Raw genomic sequence first — 24,210 nt, forward strand, 5'->3', positions numbered from 1 at the left:
CCGCGCCGGCCGGCCGGCCGGCCGGCCCGGTCCCGGTCCCGGCCCGGGCCTTCGGCAGGGCGCGCCCTAGGTCTTCGGACCCGGGCCCCACGCGCCCCCGGACCGACGCGGCGGGCGCGCCGGCGGCGGTAGTTTGGCGGTATGCCCACCTCGTCCAGTGACCGGCACCCCCGGCCCGGCCTGCTGCCCGTCGACCGGATCCCGGTCGGCCCGCCGCCCGCCGGCCCGCTGCCCGCCTGCGAGCCCTGCCTCGGCGGCATCGATGCCGTCAGCCGGGCCCTGCTCGCGATGAGCCGGCACCTGGAGGTGCGCGAGGTGCTGCGCCGGATCACCGCCTCCGCCCGCGGGCTGCTCGGCGCCGAGTACGCCGCCCTCGGCGTCCCCGACGACCACGGCGGCTTCGCCCAGTTCGTCGTCGACGGGGTCACCGACGAACAGTGGAAGGCCATCGGCCCGCTGCCCCGCCAGCACGGCGTGCTCGCCGAGATGCTGCACGAGACCGGGCCGACCAGGCTCGCCGACGTCCGGCAGGCGCCCGCGTTCGGCGGCTGGCCCGACGCCCACCCCGAGATGGACGCCTTCCTCGGCATGCCCGTCCTCGACACCGACGCGGCCGAGGACGAGCCGCAGGTCATGGGCGTCATCTTCCTCGCCAACAAGCGCGGCGGCGGCGGCTTCACCGACCACGACGAGGAGCTCCTGCGGATCCTCGCCGCACACGCCGCCCTCGCGCTCTCCAACGCCCGCCTCTACGAGCGCAGCCGCGAACTCACCCTGGCCGGCGAGCGGGCCCGGATCGCCCACGACCTGCACGATGCCGTCTCGCAGAAGCTGTTCTCGCTGCGGCTCACCGCCAAGGCCGCCGCCACCCTGGTCGACCGCGACCCGGCCCGGGCCCGCGCCGAACTCGCCGAGGTCGCCCGGCTCGCGGCCGAGGCCGCCGACGAACTGCGCGCCGTCGTCGTCGAGCTGCGCCCCGCCGCGCTGGAGGAGGACGGCCTCAGCGCCACCCTCGCCTCCCAGGTGCAGGTCCTCGACCGCGCCCACAGCGCCGCCGTCGCCTTCACCGCCGACGGCGTACGGGCCCTGCCGCCGGCCCAGGAGGCGGCCCTGCTGAGAGTCGCCCAGGAGGCGCTGCACAACGCGCTGCGCCACTCCGGCGCCGGGCGGGTCACCGTCACGCTGACCGGCACGCCCGCGCGCGGCGCCGTCCTGCGGGTCCGCGACGACGGCCGGGGCTTCGACCCCGACTCCGTCCGCCGGGCCGGCCGGCACCTCGGCCTGGCCTCGATGCGGGACCGCGCCGCGTCGGTCGGCGGCATGCTCACCCTGGAGTCGGCCCCCGGTGCGGGGACCCTCGTCGAGATGGAGGTCCCCGGTGCCTGACAGCACGCAGGCCATTCGCGTCCTGCTGGTCGACGACCACCAGGTGGTCCGCCGCGGCCTGCGCACCTTCCTGGAGGTGCAGGACGACATCGAGGTGGTCGGCGAGGCCGCCGACGGCGCCGAGGGCGTCGACCGGGCCCGCGAGCTCGATCCCGACGTCGTCCTGATGGACCTCAAGATGCCCGGGACGGACGGCATCGAGGCGCTGCGCATCCTCAAGGGCGAGGGCAGCCGGGCCCGGATCCTGATCGTCACCAGCTTCACCGAGCACCGGACCATGGTCCCCGCACTGCGGGCCGGGGCCGCCGGCTACGTGTACAAGGACGTCGACCCGGAGGCGCTGGCCGGCGCGATCCGCTCGGTGCACGCCGGTCACGTGCTGCTCCAGCCCGAGCTGGCCGAGGCGCTGCTCGCCGATGACGGCCCGCGCCAACCGCAGGGCCGCGGCGGCACCCTGACCGACCGTGAGCGCGAAGTCCTCGGCCACATCGCCGACGGGCGCTCCAACCGGGAGATCGCCCGCAGCCTGCACCTGTCCGAGAAGACGGTGAAGACGCACGTCTCCAACATCCTGATGAAGCTGGACCTCGCCGACCGCACCCAGGCCGCCCTCTGGGCCGTCCGCAACGGGCAGGCCCGCGAGGGATAGGGCGCGAGGGATAGGGCGCGAGGGGCGGGCCCGCGCGGGCGGCCGCCCCCTCGCGGGGAGTACCTGGGGTGGCCCACCTACAGTCAGGCGGCCCTGGCGGAGGTGCCGGGTACCGCGGTCGAGGAGCTCGTCACGGCCCGGTTGCGTACGGCGGCGGCCGCGGTGGAGGCCGCGGTGGAAGCCGCGGTGGAAGCCGGTGCGGAAGTCTCCGTGGAGCCCACTGCGGCGCCGCGCCCGCCCCAGCGGGGGCCCCGTACCGCGCCCCTACGACGAACAGGGCGCAGCCGGGGGCCGCCCGGCGGACGGCCTCTCGGCCGCCGAGGCCGCCGAGGAGCTGGGCTGGTCCGTCCGCCGCCTCACGGTCTTCGCCGCCCGCGGCCACCTGACCCCGGGCGAGGACGGCCGCTACGCCCGCGCGGAGGTCCTGGCGCAGTACGCCGCCGACCCGTGGCGGGAGGGCGCCCCGGGCTGAGCGCGCCCCGTCAGCGCGCGTCGCGCTCGTCCACCAGCGCGTTGTACGCGGCCACCTGGGCCCGGCGGGCGGTTCGGCGCAGCGGGCCCAGAACGGCCTGGCGGGAGGCCATCTCGGAGGCGCTGACCGCGGCGCCGTGGCTGTCGGAGGCGATCGCCAGCAGCGCGCCGACCTGCCGGGCCGACTCCAGCACCCGGACGGCCCGCGGCGGGTAGCCGGGGGCGAGCAGCTCGGCGTGGCCCCGGCGGCGGAAGGCCTCCAGCGCGCGCAGGGCCTCCGGACCGGCGCCGGCGACGTCGAGACGGGTGAGCAGCAGGGTGGCCTCGCGCAGGCCGTCCGCCAGCTCGCGCTCCGCCTCGTGCAGCGAGGGCACGTCGGCCGGCGGGTTGTCGTTCACCTCGGCGCAGCGCCAGAGCACCGTCGCCGAGCGGTCCCCGGCCGGGCCGAACACCTCGACCTCCGGGACGAGCCCGAGCGGCACCCCGACCGCCAGCACCGCCTCGCCCGCGGCCATCGCCCGGTCGTTGAAGGCCGCCGGGCCGGTCAGCCCGAGCGGGTGGCCGGCGCCCGGCAGGGCCAGCCGCAGGCCCTTCACGCCGAGCACCCGGAGCCGCCCGAGCGCCCAGGTGAGCCCGTGCTGCTCGCCCGGGGCGTCCCCGGGCAGACCGGTCACCCGGTGGCTCTCGTCACTGCCGAGAACGGCCGCGGCGGCGTTGTCGGGCGGCACCAGACCGGCCAGCAGAGCATTGCCCCAGGCGGCCAGCCGCCCTGAACGGGGCTCTTCGTACGGATTGTCGGCAGGAGTCGCGAGCATCCGGCCAGCCTACGGAATCGGCGGTCATCCGCGTGGCGTAGGTTTGCCCATGCGTGTGCGGCGCACCCCTCCCCGTGCCACCCGGCCGCCGGGGTAGGCTGCCCGCCCGCACCGACGGCCGTGATTTCTGTATTGGGGAAGGCGTAGGCATGAGCGACGTGCTGGAGCTGGTGGACGTATCCGTGGTCCGGGAGGAGCGCGCGCTGGTCGACCAGGTCTCGTGGTCCATCTCCGAGGGCGAGCGCTGGGTCATTCTCGGCCCCAACGGCGCCGGCAAGACCACCCTGCTGCAGATCGCCTCCACGTACCTCTTCCCGACCGCCGGCAAGGTGTCCGTCCTCGGCGAGAAGCTCGGCGAGGTCGACGTCTTCGAGCTGCGCTCCCGGATCGGCCTGGCCGGCGCCGCGATGTTCGACAAGCTGCCCGCCGAGCAGACCGTGCTGCAGACCGTGCTCACCGCCGCGTACGGCATGACGGTGAGCTGGCAGGAGCAGTACGAGGACTCCGACGAGGCCCGCGCGCTCGTGCTGCTGGACCGGCTCGGCATGGTCAACCTGACCACCCGCAAGTTCGGCACCCTCTCCGAGGGCGAGAAGAAGCGCACCCTGATCGCCCGCGCACTGATGACCGACCCCGAGCTGCTGCTGCTGGACGAGCCGGCCGCCGGGCTCGACCTCGGCGGCCGCGAGGACCTCGTCCGCCGCCTGGGCGCGCTCGCCCAGGACGAGTTCGCCCCGGCGATGGCCATGGTCACCCACCACGTCGAGGAGATCGCCCCCGGCTTCACCCACGTCCTGATGATCCGTCAGGGCAAGGTGCTCACCGCAGGACCGATCGACACCGAGCTGACCGCGCGCAACCTCTCCAAGTGCTTCGGCCTGCCGCTGACCCTGGAGCGGCACGGCGACCGCTGGTCCGCCCAGGGCCTGCCGCTCGGCTGAAGCCGGCCCCGGGCCCGGCCGGCCGCCACCGGCCGGCACCGGACGGTGCCGAACGGCACTGAACTCCACTGAACTGTGCCGAACCGGGACCGGTCGCACGTGCGACCGGTTTCCGCCCCTCCACCTGCGGGAACTGTCCGCCTCGAAGGCCCTTCGCTCCCTAGGATGGACACGTGGACAGCTGGATCTGGTGGCTCCTGGCCGCCGTCGGCCTGGGCATACCGCTGGTGATCACCGCGATGCCGGAGTTCGCCATGTTCGCGGTGGGGGCCCTCGCCGCCGCCGGAGTGGCCGGACTGGGCGCCGGGGCGGTGTGGCAGGTCCTGGTCTTCGTCGCCGTCTCGACCGGCCTGCTGGTCGTCGTCAGGCCGATCGCCTACCGGCAGTTGAAGAAGGGCCCGCAGATCAAGATGGGCATCGAGGCGCTCAAGGGCGCCACCGCGGTCGTCGCGGAACAGGTCGACGGGGAGGGCGGACGGATCAAGCTCAACGGCGAGATCTGGTCGGCCCGCGCGCTCCACCCCGGCAGTGTGTACCAGCCGGGGCAGCAGGTCGACGTCGTCGAAATCCAGGGCGCGACCGCCCTGGTCGTCTAGGGGAGAGTCCGTGGAACCCGTCCTTATCGTCCTGGTCGTCCTGGTCGTGGTGGCATTCATCGCGCTGATCAAGACGATTCAGGTCATCCCGCAGGCCAGCGCCGCGATCGTGGAGCGCTTCGGCCGCTACACCCGGACGCTCAACGCCGGCCTGAACATCGTCGTCCCGTTCATCGACCGGGTCCGCAACCGGATCGACCTGCGCGAGCAGGTCGTGCCGTTCCCGCCGCAGCCGGTGATCACCCAGGACAACCTGGTGGTCAACATCGACACGGTCATCTACTACCAGGTGACCGACCCCCGGGCCGCCACCTACGAGGTCGCCAGCTACATCCAGGCGATCGAGCAGCTCACCGTCACCACGCTGCGCAACATCATCGGCTCGATGGACCTCGAATCCACCCTGACCTCCCGTGAGGTCATCAACGCCGGCCTGCGCGGGGTGCTCGACGAGGCCACCGGCAAGTGGGGCATCCGCGTCAACCGCGTCGAGCTGAAGGCCATCGAGCCGCCGACCTCCATCCAGGACTCGATGGAGAAGCAGATGCGCGCCGACCGTGACAAGCGTGCCGCGATCCTCACCGCCGAGGGCCAGCGGCAGGCGCAGATCCTCAAGGCCGAGGGTGAGAAGCAGGCCGAGGTGCTCAAGGCCGAGGGTGAGGCCCAGGCCGCGGTGCTGCGCGCCGACGGTGAGGCGGCGGCGATCCGGACGGTCTTCGAGGCCATCCACGACGGCGACGCCGACCAGAAGCTGCTCGCCTACCAGTACCTGCAGACCCTGCCCGAGCTGGCCAAGGGTGACTCCAACAAGCTCTGGATCATCCCGAGCGAGGTCGGCGACGCGCTCAAGGGGCTCGGCGGCGCCTTCACCGGCCTGGCCGGCAACGGCGGCATGAACGGCGGCGCGGTCGCGGCCCCCACCGTCGCTGCCCCGCCGGCCACGCAGGTCCCGCTCGACCCGGCGGCCGGCCCGCGCCCGCTGGACACCGACACCAAGGGCGCCGCCCGCCCCCGGGTCGACCCGGCGCGCGAGTACCGCAAGATCGACCCCGAGTGACGCCCCGAGTGACGCACTGAGCGACGTACTGAGCCCGGGCCGTCGGCCCGGTGCCACCGAGGGCCCGCCTCCCCGTTCCGGACGGGGGCGGGCCCTCGGCCGTTCCGGCGCCCGGTCGTTGCGTCCGCCGTTGCTCCCGGCCGCTGCCGGTTGCTTCCGGTTGTTTTCGGCCGTTTTCGAGGTGCGTGCCGCCGCACAGCGCCCGGCCGGGGTGTGTGGTGTACGTCCCGAATCGTGGTCGGCCCTGGTGGCCACGGCCCGCCGTCCGGCATGATCGCCTCGGACAGGACCGGGACGAGAGGTGACTCATGACGCTCTGGGAGGCGATCGCCGTCCTGGTGGCGGGCGTCGGAGCCGGGATGATCAATGTGATCGTCGGCTCCGGAACCCTGATCACGTTCCCCGTCCTGCTCGCCGTCGGCATTCCACCGGTCACCGCGAACGTCTCCAACTCCTTCGGCCTGGTGCCCGGTTCGCTCAGCGGCGTGATCGGCTACCGGCGGGAGCTGGCCGACCAGGGCCGCCGACTGCTGCGCCTCGGCACCGCCTCGCTGCTCGGCGGGCTGCTCGGCGCCTTCCTGCTGATCGAACTGCCGAGCGCCGCCTTCGACGCGATCGTCCCGGTGCTCATCCTGCTGGCGCTCGTCCTGGTGGTGATCCAGCCGCGGGTCGCCAAGGCGGTGGCCGCCCGCCGCCGGCCCGGGGGAGACCCGGACGGTGGCACGACGCTGCTCGTCGGCGTCTTCCTGACCGGCATCTACGGCGGCTACTTCGGCGCCGCCCAGGGCGTCCTGCTGCTGGCCCTGATGGGCATGCTGCTCCAGGAGGACCTGCAGCGGATCAACGCCGTGAAGAACGCCCTGGCGATGATCGTCAACAGCGTCGCCGCGCTCTTCTTCCTCTTCACCTCGACCGTCAACTGGGCCGCCGCCGGTCTGATCGCCGTCGGCTCGCTCTTCGGCGGCCTGCTCGGGGCCAAGGTCGGCCGCAAGCTGCCGCCGCAGGCGCTGCGCGCGGTCATCGTGGTGGTCGGCCTGGCGGCCGTCACCAAGCTGCTGCTCACCTGATCCGGTCCGCCCCCCGGCGGGCGGCGCGGCACCGGGCGACACCGGACCCCTCGGAGGAACTGCACCCATGGCCCTGGAAATGCGCGAGATCTGCGAACGGTGCGAGGTGTCGCTGACCGCGGACGGCCCCGCCTTCCTATGCTCCTACGAGTGCACCTTCTGCCCGGACTGCACCGAGACGATGGCCGCCACCTGCCCCAACTGCGGCGGCGAGCTGGTGCCCCGTCCGCGCCGGAAGGTCTGACCCCTCACCCCCGACCCACCGGAGCGGTTCGATGAGCAGCAGAGCACGCCTGACCGAGGACGAGATCACGGCCGCCCTCGCGGAGCTGCCGGAATGGGCGCGGGAGGGCACGGACACCATCGTCCGCACCGCCGACGCCAGGGACTTCCCCGCGGCGGTCCGGGTGGTCGTCGCCGTGGCCGAACAGGCCGAGGCGCTGGACCACCACCCCGACATCGACATCCGCTGGCGCACCCTGCGCTTCGCGCTCTCCACCCACAGCGCGGGCGGCCTGACCGCCCTCGACTTCACGATGGCCGCCCGGATCGACACCGCCCTGGGCGCCGAGACCGCCTGAGCGGCCGCCCGCCCGGGCGCCGTCGGCAGTCGCGTGCCCGGGCGGTCGGGGCCGTGCGGGCACCCGAACCGCCCGGGCGCCGTGGGCGTCGAAGCCGGCGGAGGCTGCTCCGCCACCCCTCCAGCAGGCCCCCGGAAGCCCTCCGAAAGCCCTCCGAAATCCCTCGGGGACACCCTTCGAGCTGCCCTCCGAGCGGCGTGAGATGCTGACTGCCGCACTGCTGGCGGTCGGGAGGGACGGAACGGATGGCTCAGGATCCCCTCGACGAGGCCCAGCAACAGCCCTGGTACCCGCAGCAGCAGGAGTGGCAGCCCGGGTACGCGGACCAGTGGCAGGCCGCCGGGCAGCCCGAGGGGACGACCGGGTACGTCGACGGCTACCCGGCGGCCCCGCACGGGACGGCGCCGCACGGGACAACCGGGTACGGCACCGGTGCGTACGACAGCGCCGGGTACGGGGCCGCCGGGTACGGCGAGACCGCGTACGGCCGGGGCGGCTACCTCGACGGGGCCTACGGCCACACCGGCAACGGACCGGGTGACCAGACCCACGGCGCCCGGCCGGGAGACGAGTACCAGCCGTACCAGCACTACGGCGACCACGAGCAGCAGCAGTACGCCCCCTACACCGTCCCTCAGCAGCCGACCGGCAGCGATCTGTACGCCCCGGTGGACGCCGAGTACTCCGCGGACGGCTACCTGCACCTGGTGCCCGAGGCCGAGTCGCAGCCGGAGCCGGAGCCGGAGCCGGAACCCGGGCCGGGCGGGCCCAGCGCCCCGGCTGCGGCTCCCGGCCGCCGGTCGGCGGGCCGCCGGGGGGCCGGCAGCAGCGATCCCGGTACTGACCGGCCGGGGGCCGGCACCGAAGGCAGCGGTGGCGCACGGACGGGGCTCGCGGCCAGGGCCCGGGCTGCCGCCGATGCCGTGGTCTCCGCCGAGCACGCCCCGAGCCGCCGCGCCCTGACGATCCGGACCGGTGCCGGCGTCGCCGCACTCGCCGTCCTGGTCGTGGCCGGCCTGATGGTGGGTGCCCAGGGCGGCGGAGGTGCGGCGGACGCCGCCGGCGGCGAGCCCGGCTTCGCCGTCGCCCACACCAAAGCCTGGGCCGCCCAGCCCGTCGCCGCGCTCCGGCCCGGCGCCGACGACACCCTGGTCGGCAGCTGGCTGCTCGGCGACGCGGTGGTCCGCGCGGACGCGACCGGCGTCCACGCCTACGACCGGGCGGACGGCAAACCGGCCTGGTCGGTCGAACCGCCGGCCGCCGGGGCCGTGCCGTGCGGGCTGACCCCCGGGGTGAACGGGGCCGGCCTGGGCGCCGTCCTGTTCCGGGCCCAGGCCGACCCGAAGGCGCCGTGCGCGCTGGTGGTCGCCGTCGACGCCAAGACCGGCCGGACCGCCTGGACCAAGACACTCTCCGAGGCCAAGGGCGCCTACAACGCCCGGGTCGGCGTGACCGAGGACAAGGTGATCGCCGTCGGCGACGACCGCGCCGTCGCCTGGGAGTCGGCGGACGGCAAGGACATCTGGCAGTACACCGGGCAGGGCAAGTTCTGCACCCTCTCCGGCGGCGTCACGGGGAAGACCGTCATGGTGGCCAGCACCTGCGCCGACTCGACCCCCGTCGACCAGGCCGTCTCGCTCAACACCGCCGACGGCAAGGTCGGTTGGTGGCGAGGCCTGAACAACCAGCCGAAGACGGTCACCGTGCTCTCCGCCGAGCCGCCCGTCGTCCTCACCACCGGCGAGAAGCCGGGCGACGACAAGGTGTTCGCCTGGGGACCGGCCGGTGACCCGGCCGCCGAGATCCCCGTCGCCGGGGCGGAGGGCCGGCTGGACGTCTCCCACGGCACGTTCTCGGCCACTCCCGGCGTCTTCTTCCGCGACCGCACCCTGGTCACCGCACTCATCCCGGCCACCGGCAGCGGCGCGGTCTCCGTCGTCGGCTACGACCTCGACACCGGCCGGCAGCGCTGGCGGACCGCCGCTGCCGAGAAGGGCGTGGTCCGGGCCGTCGGCATCGACGGCAGCGCACTGGTGCTCGCCGCCGACGAGCGCCTCGACCAGCCGGCCCACCTCAGCCGCTTCTCCCTCGCGGGCGGCGAGGAGTCGGTCGGCGGCAACTTCCCCCAGGGCACCGGCTCACTGCTGGTCTCCGGCCGGGTACTGATCGGCGGCGGCCAGGTCGTCGCGGTGCCCGAGCACGCGGCCACTTTCGGGACGGCGTCCGGCTACCAGGCCAAGGGCTGAGGACGGGCCCGGCCAAGGGCCCGCCCCTTTACCCCGGGCTCGCCCGTCCCGGTGCCGCCCCGGTGCCGCTCGCCCTGGTGCCGTTCGGCCGTTCCGGGCTACGCCGCGGAGGGCGCCGCCACCGCCGGCAGCCATTCGGCCAGCTCCCGGACGTCCGACCCGCGCAGACCCAGCGCCATCATCAGGGTGGCCTGCGGCGTCGGCACGAACGGCTTGCGCAGCAGCTTCATCCCGGCCTGCTCCGGCGTCCGGTCGGCCTTGCGCTGGTTGTCCTCGGCGCAGGCGGCCACGGTGTTCAGCCAGCTGTCCGCACCGCCGCGCGACCGCGGCTGCAGGTGGTCCACCGTGGTTGCCCGGCGCCCGCAGTAGGCGCACAGGTGCTGGTCCCGGACCAGCACGCCGCGGCGCGACCACGGCGCCTGTTGTCGGAACGGCACCCGAACGTACCGTCTGAGTCTGATCACCCGGGGCACCGGGACGGTGACGCCGGTACCGCGGACCGTCCGCAGCGGGTGGGCCTGCTCCACCACGGCCTTGTCCTGGAGCACCAGCACCACGGCGCGCTGCAGCGACACCGTCGTCAGGGGCTCGTAGCTTGCGTTGAGAACCAGCGTGCTGCGCACCTTGGCCCACCCTTTCCACGGGCGTGCCACGGCGGCACGACCGTCTCCACACACGTCACTGCCGCCGCACGGCGGTGGGACCACTCTGAAGGGGCCCGGTGCCGACGAACAACGGAATTTCCGGTGTCGGGGAGGGACAGCACGGGCGTCGGCGCGCTCGGGCCGGGGCGCCTCGGCGAAAACCCGCCGGTCGGAACCGCGTAGGCTCTACGACGCTGGAGTCGTTCCGCATCCGAGGCCCGGCCGAACCGGACCCGCACCGGGCGGACGCCCGATCGAAGGAGAAGCGTGACCGTGACGGACATCGTCGACGAGCTGCAGTGGCGTGGGCTGATCGCCCTGTCCACCGACGAGGACGCACTGCGTAAGGCATTCGCGGACGGCCCGGTCACGTTCTATTGCGGCTTCGACCCGACGGCCCCCAGCCTGCACCTCGGCAACCTGGTGCAGATCCTCACCATGCGCCGCATCCAGCAGGCGGGGAACCTCCCGCTCGGCCTGGTCGGCGGCGCCACCGGCCTGATCGGCGACCCGAAGCCCACCGCCGAGCGCGTCCTCAACGACCCGGAGACGGTGGCCGCCTGGGTCGACCGCCTGCGTGGCCAGATCTCGCGCTTCCTCGACTTCGACGGCCCGTACGCGGCGCGCATGGTCAACAACCTGGACTGGACCTCCGGGATGTCGGCCATCAGCCTGCTGCGCGACGTCGGCAAGTACTTCCGCGTCAACAACATGATCGCCAAGGAGGCCGTCGCCCGACGGCTCAACTCCGACGCCGGCATCAGCTACACCGAGTTCAGCTACCAGATCCTCCAGGGCATGGACTTCCTGGAGCTGAACCGCCGCTACGGCTGCACCCTGCAGACGGGCGGCAGCGACCAGTGGGGCAACCTCACTGCCGGCACGGACCTCATCCGCAAGGCGGACAGCAAGTCCGTGCACGCGCTGGCCACCCCGCTGATCGTCAAGGCCGACGGCACCAAGTTCGGCAAGACGGAGTCCGGCACGGTCTGGCTCGACCCCGAGCTGACCACCCCGTACGCCTTCTACCAGTTCTGGCTGAACGCGGACGACCGGGACGTCCCGAACTTCCTGCGGATCTTCAGCTTCCGCTCGAAGGAGGAGATCGAGGAGCTGGAGCGCGAGACCGCCGAGCGTCCGGCCGCCCGACTCGCCCAGCGTGCCCTGGCCGAGGAGCTGACCACCCTGGTGCACGGCGCCGATCAGTACGACCGTGCCGTCGCCGCGTCGAAGGCGCTGTTCGGCCAGGGCGAGCTCGTCGACCTGGAGGCCCCGACCCTGGCCGCCGCACTGGCCGAGGTCCCCAAGGCCGAGGTGCCCGAACTCCAGTCGGTGGTCGACCTGTTGGTCGCGGTGGGCCTGGCGCCCAGCCGCTCCGCAGCCCGCCGGACGATCAAGGAGGGCGGGGCCTACCTCAACAACGTCAAGGTGACGGACGAGGAGGCAGTGCCCACCGAGGCCGACCTGCTGCACGGTCGCTGGCTGGTCCTCCGCCGCGGCAAGCGCAACCTGGCCGCCGCCGAGCTCGTCTCGGCCGGCTGAAAACATCAGGCCGCTGACCTGCGGCTTTGAGACCCGAGGGCCGGATCTGGACAGATCCGGCCCTCAGGTGTTTGACGGAGTCGCCCGACTCGCCTAATGTTGGACGAGTCGCTGAAGCGGGCGGGTGCACGGGAGACCGAGAGGTCACCCCGGACCGGCCGAAGCGACCATCACACTCGGCAAGTCCTACTTTCACTTTCAGCCCATTCGTTTGGGTCGGTCGGCATTTCCTGTCGACGGGTGAGCGTGGGGAATTTCGGACTTCAATCCGGAATGAGCTAATGTGGAGGTCGCCGCAGAAAAGCGGACCTGGCCGGCCAGGATCGGATGAATGAAACTCCGGAAAACGGAGCGGAAAACATCTGGTAAGCTGGAAACACGAAAGAACGAAGCGCCCGGAGGGCCGGTGTGAAAGCCGCCTGAAGGAAGTGTCCGTTCCTTGAGAACTCAACAGCGTGCCAAAAGTCAACGCCAGATATGTTGACATCCCCGGCCTCGATCACTTGATCGGGGTTGGAGATTCCTTTTGAAGTAAAACACTAGCGAGGACGCAGTGCGCGGGGCCGCCCTATTCCGGTGGTTGCCGTGCCGCTCGACGCGAGTGCAGCTCGACCGCTTTTCATTAAGCACTGTCGAGAAGACATTCACGGAGAGTTTGATCCTGGCTCAGGACGAACGCTGGCGGCGTGCTTAACACATGCAAGTCGAACGGTGAAGCCCTTCGGGGTGGATCAGTGGCGAACGGGTGAGTAACACGTGGGCAATCTGCCCTGCACTCTGGGACAAGCCCTGGAAACGGGGTCTAATACCGGATATGACCACGGTCCGCATGGACTGTGGTGTAAAGCTCCGGCGGTGCAGGATGAGCCCGCGGCCTATCAGCTTGTTGGTGGGGTAATGGCCTACCAAGGCGACGACGGGTAGCCGGCCTGAGAGGGCGACCGGCCACACTGGGACTGAGACACGGCCCAGACTCCTACGGGAGGCAGCAGTGGGGAATATTGCACAATGGGCGAAAGCCTGATGCAGCGACGCCGCGTGAGGGATGACGGCCTTCGGGTTGTAAACCTCTTTCAGCAGGGAAGAAGCGCAAGTGACGGTACCTGCAGAAGAAGCACCGGCTAACTACGTGCCAGCAGCCGCGGTAATACGTAGGGTGCGAGCGTTGTCCGGAATTATTGGGCGTAAAGAGCTCGTAGGCGGCCTGTCGCGTCGGATGTGAAAGCCCGGGGCTTAACCCCGGGTCTGCATTCGATACGGGCAGGCTAGAGTGTGGTAGGGGAGATCGGAATTCCTGGTGTAGCGGTGAAATGCGCAGATATCAGGAGGAACACCGGTGGCGAAGGCGGATCTCTGGGCCATTACTGACGCTGAGGAGCGAAAGCGTGGGGAGCGAACAGGATTAGATACCCTGGTAGTCCACGCCGTAAACGTTGGGAACTAGGTGTTGGCGACATTCCACGTCGTCGGTGCCGCAGCTAACGCATTAAGTTCCCCGCCTGGGGAGTACGGCCGCAAGGCTAAAACTCAAAGGAATTGACGGGGGCCCGCACAAGCAGCGGAGCATGTGGCTTAATTCGACGCAACGCGAAGAACCTTACCAAGGCTTGACATATGCCGGAAACGGCCAGAGATGGTCGCCCCCTTGTGGTCGGTATACAGGTGGTGCATGGTTGTCGTCAGCTCGTGTCGTGAGATGTTGGGTTAAGTCCCGCAACGAGCGCAACCCTTGTTCTGTGTTGCCAGCATGCCTTTCGGGGTGATGGGGACTCACAGGAGACTGCCGGGGTCAACTCGGAGGAAGGTGGGGACGACGTCAAATCATCATGCCCCTTATGTCTTGGGCTGCACACGTGCTACAATGGTCGGTACAAAGGGCTGCGATGCCGCGAGGCGGAGCGAATCCCAAAAAGCCGGCCTCAGTTCGGATTGGGGTCTGCAACTCGACCCCATGAAGTTGGAGTTGCTAGTAATCGCAGATCAGCATGCTGCGGTGAATACGTTCCCGGGCCTTGTACACACCGCCCGTCACGTCACGAAAGTCGGTAACACCCGAAGCCGGTGGCCTAACCCGTAAGGGGAGGAGCCGTCGAAGGTGGGACCAGCGATTGGGACGAAGTCGTAACAAGGTAGCCGTACCGGAAGGTGCGGCTGGATCACCTCCTTTCTAAGGAGCACATGGCCGCTTGCAGGCGAATGTTCTGCACGGTCGCTCATGGGTGGAACGTTGACTATTCGGCACATCAGGTATGGGCCTGTGAGTACTGCTTCGGCGTGGAAAACAGAGCACCGCATGATGGGTCGGGCACGTTGTTGGGTCCTGAGGGAACGGCCGTATGGTCGTTGCTTCAGAGATGCCGGTCTCACTTGAGGTAGCCCGTTTCGGGTTGTTGATGATGGGTGACTGGTCGTTGTTTGAGAACTGCACAGTGGACGCGAGCATCTGTGGCCAAGTTTTTAAGGGCGCACGGTGGATGCCTTGGCACCAGGAACCGATGAAGGACGTGGGAGGCCACGATAGTCCCCGGGGAGCCGTCAACCAGGCTTTGATCCGGGGGTTTCCGAATGGGGAAACCCGGCAGTCGTCATGGGCTGTCACCCATACCTGAACACATAGGGTATGTGGAGGGAACGCGGGGAAGTGAAACATCTCAGTACCCGCAGGAAGAGAAAACAACCGTGATTCCGGGAGTAGTGGCGAGCGAAACCGGATGAGGCTAAACCATCAGCGTGTGAGACCCGGCAGGGGTTGCGCTGGTGGGGTCGTGGGATTTTTCTTGATCGGTCTGCCGGCCGGTCGACGAGTCAGAAACCGTATGGGTAGTCGAAGGACATGCGAAAGGTCCGGCGTAGAGGGTAAGACCCCCGTAGACGAAATCTGTACGGCTCGTTTGAAGAACTCCCAAGTAGCACGGGGCCCGAGAAATCCCGTGTGAATCTGGCGGGACCACCCGCTAAGCCTAAATATTCCCTGGTGACCGATAGCGGATAGTACCGTGAGGGAATGGTGAAAAGTACCGCGGGAGCGGAGTGAAATAGTACCTGAAACCGTGTGCCTACAAGCCGTGGGAGCGTCGGACATGCAGCTTGCTGTGTGTCTCGTGACTGCGTGCCTTTTGAAGAATGAGCCTGCGAGTTTGCGGTGTGTAGCGAGGTTAACCCGTGTGGGGTAGCCGTAGCGAAAGCGAGTCCGAATAGGGCGATTGAGTTGCATGCCCAAGACCCGAAGCGGAGTGATCTAGCCATGGGCAGGTTGAAGCGGAGGTAAGACTTCGTGGAGGACCGAACCCACCAGGGTTGAAAACCTGGGGGATGACCTGTGGTTAGGGGTGAAAGGCCAATCAAACTCCGTGATAGCTGGTTCTCCCCGAAATGCATTTAGGTGCAGCGTCACGTGTTTCTTGCCGGAGGTAGAGCACTGGATAGGCGATGGGCCTCACCGGGTTACTGACCTTAGCCAAACTCCGAATGCCGGTAAGTGAGAGCGTGGCAGTGAGACTGTGGGGGATAAGCTCCATGGTCGAGAGGGAAACAGCCCAGAACACCGACTAAGGTCCCTAAGCGTGTGCTAAGTGGGAAAGGATGTGGAGTCGCAGAGACAACCAGGAGGTTGGCTTAGAAGCAGCCACCCTTGAAAGAGTGCGTAATAGCTCACTGGTCAAGTGATTCCGCGCCGACAATGTAGCGGGGCTCAAGCACATCACCGAAGTCGTGTCATTGCAGCATATAGGGCCAACGCCTGCTGTGATGGGTAGGGGAGCGTCGTGTGCCGGGTGAAGCGGCGGTGGAAACCAGTCGTGGACGGTACACGAGTGAGAATGCAGGCATGAGTAGCGATACAAGAGTGAGAAACTCTTGCGCCGATTGACCAAGGGTTCCTGGGTCAAGCTGATCTGCCCAGGGTAAGTCGGGACCTAAGGCGAGGCCGACAGGCGTAGTCGATGGACAACGGGTTGATATTCCCGTACCCGCTTTGAAGCGCCAACGCTGAACCAGGTGATGCTAAGGCCGTGAAGCCGGCCCGGAGTCTTCGGACAAAGGGACGTGGTGGAGCCGCCGGACCAAGTCTGTATTAGGTGAGCGATGGGGTGACGCAGGAAGGTAGTCCAGCCCGGGCGGTGGTTGTCCCGGGGTAAGGGTGTAGGCCGAGTGATAGGCAAATCCGTCACTCATTAAGGCTGAGACCTGATGCCGAGCCGATTGTGGTGAAGTGGATGATCCTATGCTGTCGAGAAAAGCCTCTAGCGAGTTTCATGGCGGCCCGTACCCCAAACCGACTCAGGTGGTCAGGTAGAGAATACCGAGGCGTTCGGGTGAACTATGGTTAAGGAACTCGGCAAAATGCCCCCGTAACTTCGGGAGAAGGGGGCCATTCCTGGTGACGAGTCTTGCACTCCGAGCTGGGGGTGGCCGCAGAGACCAGCGAGAAGCGACTGTTTACTAAAAACACAGGTCCGTGCGAAGCCGTAAGGCGATGTATACGGACTGACGCCTGCCCGGTGCTGGAACGTTAAGGGGACCGGTTAGCTCTGATTCGTCGGGGCGAAGCTGAGAACTTAAGCGCCAGTAAACGGCGGTGGTAACTATAACCATCCTAAGGTAGCGAAATTCCTTGTCGGGTAAGTTCCGACCTGCACGAATGGCGTAACGACTTCTCGACTGTCTCAACCATAGGCCCGGTGAAATTGCATTACGAGTAAAGATGCTCGTTTCGCGCAGCAGGACGGAAAGACCCCGGGACCTTTACTATAGCTTGATATTGGTGTTCGGTTCGGCTTGTGTAGGATAGGTGGGAGACTTTGAAGCAGCAACGCCAGTTGTTGTGGAGTCGTCGTTGAAATACCACTCTGGTCGTGCTGGATGTCTAACCTGGGTCCGTGATCCGGATCAGGGACAGTGTCTGGTGGGTAGTTTAACTGGGGCGGTTGCCTCCTAAAGAGTAACGGAGGCGCCCAAAGGTTCCCTCAGCCTGGTTGGCAATCAGGTGTTGAGTGTAAGTGCACAAGGGAGCTTGACTGTGAGACTGACGGGTCGAGCAGGGACGAAAGTCGGGACTAGTGATCCGGCGGTGGCTTGTGGAAGCGCCGTCGCTCAACGGATAAAAGGTACCCCGGGGATAACAGGCTGATCTTCCCCAAGAGTCCATATCGACGGGATGGTTTGGCACCTCGATGTCGGCTCGTCGCATCCTGGGGCTGGAGTAGGTCCCAAGGGTTGGGCTGTTCGCCCATTAAAGCGGTACGCGAGCTGGGTTTAGAACGTCGTGAGACAGTTCGGTCCCTATCCGCTGTGCGCGTAGGAGTGTTGAGAAGGGCTGTCCCTAGTACGAGAGGACCGGGACGGACGAACCTCTGGTGTGCCAGTTGTCCTGCCAAGGGCATGGCTGGTTGGCTACGTTCGGGAGGGATAACCGCTGAAAGCATCTAAGCGGGAAGCCTGCTTCGAGATGAGCACTCCCACCTCCTTGAGAGGGTAAGGCTCCCAGTAGACGACTGGGTTGATAGGCCGGATATGGAAGCCCTGTAAGGGGTGGAGTTGACCGGTACTAATAGGCCGAGGGCTTGTCCTCAGACGCTCGCGTTCACTGTGTGGTTCCCGGGTAGCGAACAGCTATCGCCGGCGAACACAAGAAACACTTATCAACTGAAAAGTGTGTTTCGCTGATACCCAATAGGGTTTCGGTGGTCATAGCGTGAGGGAAACGCCCGGTTACATTCCGAACCCGGAAGCTAAGCCTCACAGCGCCGATGGTACTGCAGGGGGGACCCTGTGGGAGAGTAGGACGCCGCCGAACAATCATTCAAGGCCGCGGCCCCAGCGATTCGCTGGGGCCGCGGCCTTTTTGTGTTTTTGCGAACGTGCACAACCCCGGTACTCGGGACTTCCGCCCAGGCGCGGGCTGTCTCCGGATGCCGGACAATGGAGTAGGTGCTCGGCCAGGAGGCCGGCATCGAACCGCGTGAGGGCAGTGGTGTCGCCCAGTCCGCGGTGGAGCTGAGCAGCAGAAGGAGTCACCACAATGTCGAACCAGCCCCAGGACCGTCCCGAGCGTCGATCGGACGACGGCCGCGGCTACGAGCCCCGGTCTCGCGGGGGCTGGTCCAACGACCGTGGGCCGCGTCGTGACGACCGTGACGACCGCCCGCGTCGTGACGACCGTCCCTCCGGTGGCGGTTTCAACCGCGACCGTGACGACCGTCCGCGTCGTGACGACCGTCCCTCCGGTGGTGGCGGCGGCTACCGTGGCGACCGCCCGCAGGGTGGCGGCTTCAACCGTGACCGCGGTGACCGTCCGCAGGGTGGCGGCTACCGTGGTGACCGCCCGCAGGGCGGTGGCTTCAACCGTGACCGCGACGACCGTGGCGCCGGCGGTGGCTTCCGTCGCGACGACCGCCCGTCCGGCGGTGGCGGTGGCTTCCGCCGTGACGACCGCCCCTCCGGTGGCGGTTTCAACCGCGACCGTGACGACCGTGGCGGCTTCAACCGCGACCGCGGTGACCGCCCCCAGGGCGGTGGGTTCAACCGTGACCGTGGTGACCGTCCGCAGAGTGGCGGCTACCGTGGTGACCGCCCGCAGGGTGGCGGTTTCAACCGTGACCGCGATGACCGTGGCGCCGGTGGCGGCTTCCGTCGTGACGACCGCCCCTCCGGCGGTGGGTTCAACCGCGACCGTGACGACCGTGGCGGCTTCAACCGCGACCGCGGTGACCGCCCCCAGGGCGGTGGCTTCAACCGCGACCGTGGCGACCGTCCGTCCGGTGGTGGGTTCAACCGTGACCGTGACGACCGCGGTGGGTTCAACCGTGACCGTGGTGACCGTCCGCAGGGTGGCGGCTACCGTGGTGACCGCCCGCAGGGTGGCGGTTTCAACCGTGACCGCGATGACCGTGGCGCCGGTGGCGGCTTCCGTCGTGACGACCGCCCCTCCGGCGGTGGGTTCAACCGCGACCGTGACGACCGTGGCGGCTTCAACCGCGACCGCGGTGACCGCCCCCAGGGCGGTGGCTTCAACCGCGACCGTGGCGACCGCCCGTCCGGTGGCGGCTTCAACCGCGACCGTGACGACCGCGGTGGGTTCAACCGTGACCGTGGCGACCGCCCGTCCGGTGGCGGCTTCAACCGCGACCGTGACGACCGCGGTGGGTTCAACCGCGACCGTGACGACCGCGGTGGGTTCAACCGCGACCGTGGTGACCGCCCGCAGGGTGGCGGCTACCGTGGTGACCGCCCGCAGGGTGGCGGCTTCAACCGTGACCGCGACGACCGTGGCGCCGGTGGCGGCTTCCGTCGTGACGACCGCCCGAGCAGCTTCCGTCGTGACGACCGTGACGACCGCCCGCGTCGTGACGACCGTCCGTCCGGTGGCGGCTTCAACCGCGACCGCGGCGACCGCCCCTCCGGCGGTGGCTTCCGTCGCGACGACCGCCCCTCCGGTGGCGGCGGCTACCGCGGTGACCGCGGCGACCGCCCGCAGGGCGGCGGTTACAACCGCGACCGCGACGACCGCGGCGGCCGGGACTACGACGACCGTCGGGGCAACTACGAGCCGGTCAAGCGCCTGCCGATCCCGGAGGACGTCACCGGCTTCGAGCTGGACGCGGACGTCCGCCAGGAGCTCAAGAGCCTGCCCAAGACGCTCGCCGACGATGTCGCCCGCAACCTGGTGATGGTCGCCCGTCTGCTCGACAGCGAGCCGGAGGAGGCGTACCAGTACTCGCGCGTCTCGCTGCGGCTGGCCTCGCGCGTGCCCGCCGTCCGTGAGGCCGCCGGCTTCGCCTCGTACATGACGCAGCGTTACTCCGAGGCGCTGACCGAGTTCCGCGCCGCCCGTCGGATGACCGGCCGGGCGGACCTGTGGCCCGTGATGGCCGACTGCGAGCGCGGTCTGGGCCGTCCGGAGCGGGCGCTGGCGATGGCCGGCGAGCCCGAGGTGAAGCAGCTGGACAAGGCCGGCCAGGTCGAGATGCGTCTCGTCGCGGCCGGTGCCCGCGGCGACATGCAGCAGTTCGACGCGGCCGTCGTCACCCTGCAGAGCCCGGAGCTGGCCTCCAGCTCGGTGCAGCCGTGGACCGCGCGACTGCGGTACGCCTACGCCGAGGCGCTGATCGCGGCGGATCGTGCCGACGAGGCCCGCGACTGGTTCGCCAAGGCGGCCGAGGCGGACAGTGACGGCGCCACCAACGCCTCCGAGCGGCTGGCCGAGATCGACGGGCTGGAGTTCGTCGACGCGCTCGACCCGGAGCTGGTGGAGGAGGCGTCCGACGACGCCGACGAGGCCGGTGCCCCGGCGGCGCCGAAGTCGCGCGGCGGCGTGTCGGACGACCGGGAGATCTTCGAGGACGAGGAGAACGTCGAGGAGTTCTACGACGAGGACGACCTCGAGATCGACGAGGACTTCGACGGCGTGGTGCCCGAGCGTTCCACCGACACCAAGGCCTGACCGGCCCTGTCGTGCCGGTAGCGGCACGAGGTGAGCAGCGGTGACCGAAGAGGCCCTGCCCCGCCCCCGGAAGTGTTCCGGGGGCGGGGCAGGGCCTCTTTGTCGTTCCTGGGCGTGTCGTTCCTGGGCGGTGGGGGAGGCAGCGGGCGGAGGGCGTCAGCCCAGGCCGAGGCTGCGCAGCACCAGCCCGGTGGCCGGCTTCGGGCCGAACGAGGTGGACTTGCGCGGCATGGTGACGCCCTGTTCGGCCAGCCGGCGGACCACGCTCTCCCGCACCGGGTGGAGCAGGACGGCGGTGCCACCGCTCCGGGCCGCCTCACGCTCGGCGGCCCCCGCGGTGTGCAGGTAGCCGATGTCGTCGGGGCCGTCGGGGACGCGCCAGGCGTGGTCGAGCAGGGTGGCATGCAGGACGGTCGCGTCGAGGTGACGCCACTCCTCGGGGCGGTCCTGCGGCACGGTGGCGTCGAGCAGGCCCTCGTCGGGTTCGCCGACCAGCCAGTACACGCCGTCGCCACCGGTGAGCAGGAAGCTGCTGCTGCCGTGCCGTTTCTGCTCGGCAAGCGACTGCAGGGCGCTCTCCAGCGGGCCGGGCACCTCCTTGACCTGCCAGCGGTCGCCCAGCTTCGCCAGGGCCTCGGCGACGGGCAGCCGGTACAGCACCCGGTGGATCGCGCGGACGTTCAGCGGGTAGCGGGCGGTGTCGACCAGCAGGACGAGCCCGCGGTCCCACGGGCTGCGCGGCAGGTGCCGGTGCTCGCGCTGGAGGCGCAGGTACATCTCCCAGCGGTGGTGGCCGTCGGCGATCAGGGCCCGGCAGGTGGCGAGGTCCCGGCCGACCTCGGCGATCTCGGCCGGGTCGGTGACCGCCCAGAGCCGGTGGTGCGTGCCGTCGGTGGTGGTCGTGGTGAGCAGCGGCTCGCCGAGCGCCGCGCGCTCGACCACACCGGCCGCACCGCCGTTGCCCCGGTAGGTGAGCAGCAGCGGTTCGAGGTTGGCGCGCGTGGTGCGCATCAGGCCGACCCGGTCGGCGACCGGCCGGGGCATCACGTCCTCGTGCGGCAGGACGATGCCGGCCTCCTTGCCGCTGACGGCGAGGGCGCCGATCAGACCGCGCTGGAGCAGCTCGGGGGAGTCGCCGGTGGCCGGTACGCGTTGCTCGTAGACGTAGAGCGCGGGGACGGGGTCGGCGGCCAGGACGCCCTCGCGCTGCCAGTCGCGCAGCAGCCGGGCGGCGTGCCGGTACCGGGTGTCGCGGTCGGGGCGGTCCCCGGCGTCCTCCGGTTCGGGGCGCGGCAGGATCAGCCGGACCACGTTGTGCGGGTCGGCGGTCTCCAGGTCGAGCCGGTGGCCGGGGTCGACGACGTCGTACGGCGGGGAGGTGACCGCTGCCAGGGCGCCGACCCGGTCGGGGACGTACCGGAGGCCGCGGAAGGGGAACAGGGACAGACCTGCGGTGGCGACGTGCCCGGGATCGCCGGGGCCGCCCTGCGGAGACTCCGCTCCGCTTTCTGCACTGGGGGTGCTCATTCTGGGCATCGTAACCGGGTACGCGTTGTTCAGAGATCGGAACACCCGTGCTGGTCGGTGGGGCGGGTGTCGTGACCGAGGGCGAGGTACGGGCGTGAGCGAGCGCAACGGCGGGCAGGAGCGGGTGGACGGCGGCGGCAGCGGGGGCGGCGGGAGCTTCGCGGACGGCCCCCCGAGCGGCGGCGCCTCCGGTGGCGGCGGCGTGCCGGAGCAGGGGCGGGCCGGGGAACCCACCGGCGACGTGTACGAGTGGTTCCGCCGGGGCGGGAAGCTGCTGGCGCAGGGCAACCCGGCGGCCGCCGAACAGCTGCTCGCCCGGGCGGCGGCGGCCGAGCCGCACTCCCGCAGCATCCGGGAGACCCTGGCGCGGGCGCAGTTCGACGCGGGCTCGTACGCGGCGGCGCTGGAGAACTTCCGGGCCGTCGCCCTGGCCGAGCCGTCGGACGACTACGCTCAGTTCGGGTGGGGCGTCGCGGCGGCCCGGCTGGGCGACTTCGAGACGTCCGCCGAGCACCTGGCACTGGCCGTGGCGATGCGGCCGGAGGCGGACCACTACCGGGCGGCGCTGCGGCAGACCCGGGCGACCCTGGCGGCCCGCGCCGGGGCGTTCGGCCCGTTGCAGCCGGGTGCCCCGGGGTACCTGGAACCGCCGTCGGCCGCGGACGGCGGCGCGCAGTCCCCGCGCGGCCCCGTCGGCACCGTCGGCACCGTCGGTACGGGCGGCGCGGACGGCAGGACGGACGACACGGATGACCGGGATCGACGCAGTGAATGAGGTAGAGCAGGCATGACCGAGACGGCCACCACCGCGCGACGGACCGCCCCCGGCGGGAGCGGGCTCCCGCTGACCGAGGCGTACGACACCGCGCTGCTGGACCTCGACGGCGTGGTGTACACCGGGCCGAACGCGATCGAGCACGCGGTCGCGTCGCTGGAGTCCGCCCGGACGGCCGGGATGCGGCTGGCGTACGTGACCAACAACGCCTCCCGCCCGCCCCGCGTGGTGGCCGAGCACCTGACCGAGCTGGGGGTGCCCGCCGAGCCCGCGGACGTCATCAACTCGGCGCAGGCGGCCGCGCGCGTCGTGTCCGAGAAGGTGCCGGCCGGTGCCAAGGTGCTGGTCGTCGGTGGGGCGGGGCTGGAGGAGGCGCTGGCCGAGCGCGGCCTGGTGGCCGTCCGGACGCTGGCCGAGGAGCCGCTCGCGGTGGTCCAGGGCTTCGACCCGTCGGTGGGCTGGCAGCAGCTGGCGGAGGCCTCCTTCGCGATCCAGAGCGGACTGCCGTGGGTGGCGTCGAACCTGGACCTGACCGTGCCGCAGGCCCGCGGGATCGCGCCGGGCAACGGCACGCTGGTCGCGGCCGTGCGGGCGGCGACCGGGGTGGAGCCGGAGGTGGCGGGCAAGCCGCTGCCGCCGATGCACCGGGAGACCGTGCTGCGGACGGGCGCGCGGCGGCCGCTGGTGGTCGGGGACCGGCTGGACACCGACATCGAGGGCGCGTTCAACGGCGGGGTCGACAGCCTGCTGGTCTTCACCGGGGTGACCACGCCGTTGCAGCTGCTGGCAGCGCCGGCGGAGCACCGGCCGACGTACCTCGCCGAGGATCTGCGCGGCCTGCTGGAGTCGCACCCGGAGGCGGTCGCGGAGCCGGGCGGCGGCTTCGGCTGCGGCGGCTGGACGGCAGTGGCGCAGGACGGCGAGCTGCGGCTCACCGCGACGGGCGAGGACCGCTGGGACGGGCTGCGGGCGCTCTGCGCGGCGGCGTGGACGGCGCTGGACGCCGGCGGCGAGCCGGTGGACGGCCGGAAGGCACTGGCCGAGCTGGGCTTCTGAGCCCGGTGTGCCGGGCCCCCGTCGACCTGGGCGGGGGCCCGGGGCGGGCGGTCAGAGCAGGGTGCGCAGGCGCAGCAGGTCGCGGAAGCCGGCCTCCAGCCTGACCCGGCCGGCGGCCCAGGCGGAGGCGAAGCCGAGCCGGCCGGCGACCAGCGCGACCAGGTCGTCGCTGCTCATGGTGAGCCGGATGTCGGCCTTCTCGGCGGGGGCGCCGGGCGTCTCGGTGATGTCGTCGAGCCGGCCGTCGCGCATGTACCCCGCGAAGGTCAGGTCCAGGTCGGTGATCCGGCAGCTGAGCGTGCGGGGCAGGGCGGCGGCCTGGCGGACGTTGCCGGTGGACTCGGCCATGTTCCGGCTGAGCTGCTCCAGTGCCGTGCGGCACTCCTCGGCGTTGGCCATGGCGGTGGTCCGTTCCTC

The 24,210-nt window shown here is 70.1% G+C and carries 18 protein-coding genes and 3 rRNA genes; 17 read left to right on the top strand and 4 right to left on the bottom strand.

The genetic code is table 11. The features are described 5' to 3' along the window. The first annotated feature begins 288 nt into the window (after positions 1 to 288). From OH807_RS29835 to OH807_RS29845, 3 genes are all read left to right on the top strand, one after another. Positions 289 to 1,386, top strand: coding sequence for a GAF domain-containing sensor histidine kinase (locus OH807_RS29835; RefSeq protein WP_406211267.1), 1,098 nt, complete (start codon positions 289 to 291; stop codon positions 1,384 to 1,386). Then, positions 1,379 to 2,035, top strand: coding sequence for a response regulator (locus tag OH807_RS29840; RefSeq protein ID WP_406204954.1), 657 nt, complete (start codon positions 1,379 to 1,381; stop codon positions 2,033 to 2,035). Before OH807_RS29835 ends, OH807_RS29840 begins: the two co-directional genes overlap by 8 nt. Before the next feature lie 196 nt (positions 2,036 to 2,231). Then, positions 2,232 to 2,507, top strand: coding sequence for a hypothetical protein (locus OH807_RS29845; RefSeq protein ID WP_406204957.1), 276 nt, complete (start codon positions 2,232 to 2,234; stop codon positions 2,505 to 2,507). A gap of 10 nt (positions 2,508 to 2,517) precedes the next feature. Here the strand turns inward: OH807_RS29845 and OH807_RS29850 are convergent, their stop codons facing one another. Continuing rightward, the gene (locus OH807_RS29850; protein ID WP_406204960.1) at positions 2,518 to 3,321 is read right to left on the bottom strand and encodes a hypothetical protein; all 804 of its coding nucleotides are present in this window, start codon (positions 3,319 to 3,321) and stop codon (positions 2,518 to 2,520) included. A 149-nt stretch (positions 3,322 to 3,470) separates the two neighbouring features. On the opposite strand from OH807_RS29850, the gene OH807_RS29855 reads away from it, so the two are divergent. From OH807_RS29855 to OH807_RS29885, 7 genes are all read left to right on the top strand, one after another. Beyond that, positions 3,471 to 4,262 carry an ABC transporter ATP-binding protein gene (locus OH807_RS29855; RefSeq protein WP_406204962.1) on the top strand — a complete coding sequence of 264 codons (792 nt, stop codon included), beginning with the start codon at positions 3,471 to 3,473 and terminating at the stop codon, positions 4,260 to 4,262. Positions 4,263 to 4,435: 173 nt separating this feature from the next. Then, positions 4,436 to 4,858: an NfeD family protein gene (locus OH807_RS29860; RefSeq protein ID WP_406204966.1), complete on the top strand. Its 423-nt coding sequence runs from the start codon at positions 4,436 to 4,438 to the stop codon at positions 4,856 to 4,858. Positions 4,859 to 4,868: 10 nt separating this feature from the next. After that, positions 4,869 to 5,915, top strand: coding sequence for an SPFH domain-containing protein (locus OH807_RS29865; protein WP_406204969.1), 1,047 nt, complete (start codon positions 4,869 to 4,871; stop codon positions 5,913 to 5,915). Positions 5,916 to 6,223: 308 nt separating this feature from the next. Then, positions 6,224 to 6,982: a sulfite exporter TauE/SafE family protein gene (locus OH807_RS29870; protein WP_406204972.1), complete on the top strand. Its 759-nt coding sequence runs from the start codon at positions 6,224 to 6,226 to the stop codon at positions 6,980 to 6,982. Between the two features lie 67 nt (positions 6,983 to 7,049). Continuing rightward, complete coding sequence (locus tag OH807_RS29875) at positions 7,050 to 7,226, top strand: DUF1272 domain-containing protein (protein WP_360187317.1); 177 nt, start codon at positions 7,050 to 7,052, stop codon at positions 7,224 to 7,226. Positions 7,227 to 7,257: 31 nt separating this feature from the next. Further along, complete coding sequence (locus OH807_RS29880; protein WP_406204974.1) at positions 7,258 to 7,563, top strand: 4a-hydroxytetrahydrobiopterin dehydratase; 306 nt, start codon at positions 7,258 to 7,260, stop codon at positions 7,561 to 7,563. Positions 7,564 to 7,808: 245 nt separating this feature from the next. Continuing rightward, on the top strand, positions 7,809 to 9,809 hold the full coding sequence (locus OH807_RS29885) for a PQQ-binding-like beta-propeller repeat protein (protein ID WP_406204977.1): 2,001 nt from the start codon (positions 7,809 to 7,811) through the stop codon (positions 9,807 to 9,809). 98 nt (positions 9,810 to 9,907) lie between these two features. On the opposite strand, the gene OH807_RS29890 is transcribed toward OH807_RS29885, so the two are convergent. Then, positions 9,908 to 10,432: an HNH endonuclease gene (locus OH807_RS29890; protein WP_406204981.1), complete on the bottom strand. Its 525-nt coding sequence runs from the start codon at positions 10,430 to 10,432 to the stop codon at positions 9,908 to 9,910. Between the two features lie 294 nt (positions 10,433 to 10,726). Between OH807_RS29890 and tyrS the strand changes: the two genes are divergently transcribed. The 5 genes from tyrS to OH807_RS29915 all read left to right on the top strand — a co-directional run bounded on the left by tyrS (position 10,727) and on the right by OH807_RS29915 (position 20,435). Then, the gene (gene tyrS / locus OH807_RS29895) at positions 10,727 to 11,995 is read left to right on the top strand and encodes a tyrosine--tRNA ligase (RefSeq protein ID WP_406211269.1); all 1,269 of its coding nucleotides are present in this window, start codon (positions 10,727 to 10,729) and stop codon (positions 11,993 to 11,995) included. Between the two features lie 643 nt (positions 11,996 to 12,638). Next, a 16S ribosomal RNA gene (locus tag OH807_RS29900) occupies positions 12,639 to 14,162 on the top strand. 280 nt (positions 14,163 to 14,442) lie between these two features. Beyond that, positions 14,443 to 17,564, top strand: a 23S ribosomal RNA gene (locus tag OH807_RS29905). A gap of 108 nt (positions 17,565 to 17,672) precedes the next feature. Further along, a 5S ribosomal RNA gene (gene rrf / locus OH807_RS29910) occupies positions 17,673 to 17,789 on the top strand. Together the 16S, 23S and 5S rRNA genes form the textbook arrangement of a ribosomal RNA operon. A gap of 1,764 nt (positions 17,790 to 19,553) precedes the next feature. Next, a complete protein-coding gene (locus tag OH807_RS29915) occupies positions 19,554 to 20,435 on the top strand; it encodes a hypothetical protein (RefSeq protein ID WP_406211271.1) in 882 nt (293 codons plus the stop codon). Between the two features lie 156 nt (positions 20,436 to 20,591). Here OH807_RS29915 and OH807_RS29920 read toward each other — a convergent pair whose 3' ends face one another. Continuing rightward, complete coding sequence (locus OH807_RS29920) at positions 20,592 to 21,962, bottom strand: DUF1015 family protein (protein WP_406204984.1); 1,371 nt, start codon at positions 21,960 to 21,962, stop codon at positions 20,592 to 20,594. Positions 21,963 to 22,056: 94 nt separating this feature from the next. Here OH807_RS29920 and OH807_RS29925 point away from each other — a divergent pair, with 94 nt between their 5' ends. Next, positions 22,057 to 22,737 carry a tetratricopeptide repeat protein gene (locus OH807_RS29925; RefSeq protein ID WP_406204986.1) on the top strand — a complete coding sequence of 227 codons (681 nt, stop codon included), beginning with the start codon at positions 22,057 to 22,059 and terminating at the stop codon, positions 22,735 to 22,737. A gap of 12 nt (positions 22,738 to 22,749) precedes the next feature. Next, positions 22,750 to 23,793: an HAD-IIA family hydrolase gene (locus OH807_RS29930; RefSeq protein WP_406204989.1), complete on the top strand. Its 1,044-nt coding sequence runs from the start codon at positions 22,750 to 22,752 to the stop codon at positions 23,791 to 23,793. A gap of 51 nt (positions 23,794 to 23,844) precedes the next feature. On the opposite strand, the gene OH807_RS29935 is transcribed toward OH807_RS29930, so the two are convergent. Beyond that, a complete protein-coding gene (locus OH807_RS29935; RefSeq protein WP_406204992.1) occupies positions 23,845 to 24,192 on the bottom strand; it encodes an SCP2 sterol-binding domain-containing protein in 348 nt (115 codons plus the stop codon). Positions 24,193 to 24,210 lie beyond the last annotated feature (18 nt).

This window comes from Kitasatospora sp. NBC_01560, from assembly GCF_045208415.1.
Taxonomy (GTDB): Bacteria; Actinomycetota; Actinomycetes; order Streptomycetales; family Streptomycetaceae; genus Kitasatospora.